The organism is Arhodomonas sp. KWT, assembly GCF_010993615.1.
Genome location: NZ_WNXE01000891.1, coordinates 1 through 695 on the forward strand (window position 1 = coordinate 1; position 695 = coordinate 695).

Consider the following 695-nt stretch of genomic DNA (forward strand, 5'->3'; position numbering starts at 1 on the left):
GGTGCGCGCCATCGACAGCGTGCCGCGCTCGTTGTCGAGCCCGTTGTCCGCCTCGTTCTCGATGGGCTCGCGGGTCGGCTTGCGCTGCATTTCCTCGGTGAACCCGCCGCCCTGGATCACGAACCCGGGGATGACCCGGTGGAAGATCGTGCCGTCGTAGAAGCCGGCGTCCACGTAGGCGAGGAAGTTCTCCACGGTCACCGGCGCCCGCTCGGCATACAGCGCGATCCGGATGTCACCCCGGTTGGTGTGAAACACCACCTCGGGCTGCGGGGCCGCGGACGCCGTGCCGACCATGCCGGCCAGGGCGAGGGTGAGCAGTGCGTTCTTCATCGTTTCTCCTTGGATCGGTAGTTCAGGGGCCGCACTCAGTCCCGGGCGAGGCCGGCCAGTCCGTGGGGGTCCGGGCGCTCGACCACGCCGCGCTCGGTGACGAGCACGTCCACCAGCGACGCCGGGGTAACATCAAACACCGGATTCCAGGCGCCCGCGCCCGGGGCCGCGATGCGCTGGCCGGCGACGGACAGCACCTCCTCCGCGTCGCGGTACTCGATGGGGATGTCGGCACCGCTGGCGGTGGCGTAATCCAGGGTGGAGAACGGCGCAACCACCATGAAGCCGACCCCCAGCGCCCGCGCGGCGAGCGCCAGCGGGTAGGTGCCGATCTTGTTGGCGACATCGCCGTTGGCGCTGAC

1 protein-coding gene and 1 pseudogene are annotated in these 695 nt (G+C 69.9%); both read right to left on the minus strand.

Going from position 1 to position 695, the window contains the following annotated elements:
* The coding region (locus G7A99_RS23100) for a peptidylprolyl isomerase (protein ID WP_205600025.1) at nucleotides 1-333 on the minus strand (333 nt) is incomplete at its 3' end.
* A gap of 35 nt (nucleotides 334-368) precedes the next feature.
* A pseudogene (locus tag G7A99_RS23105) lies at nucleotides 369-695 on the minus strand (S-methyl-5-thioribose-1-phosphate isomerase); the annotation flags it as partial.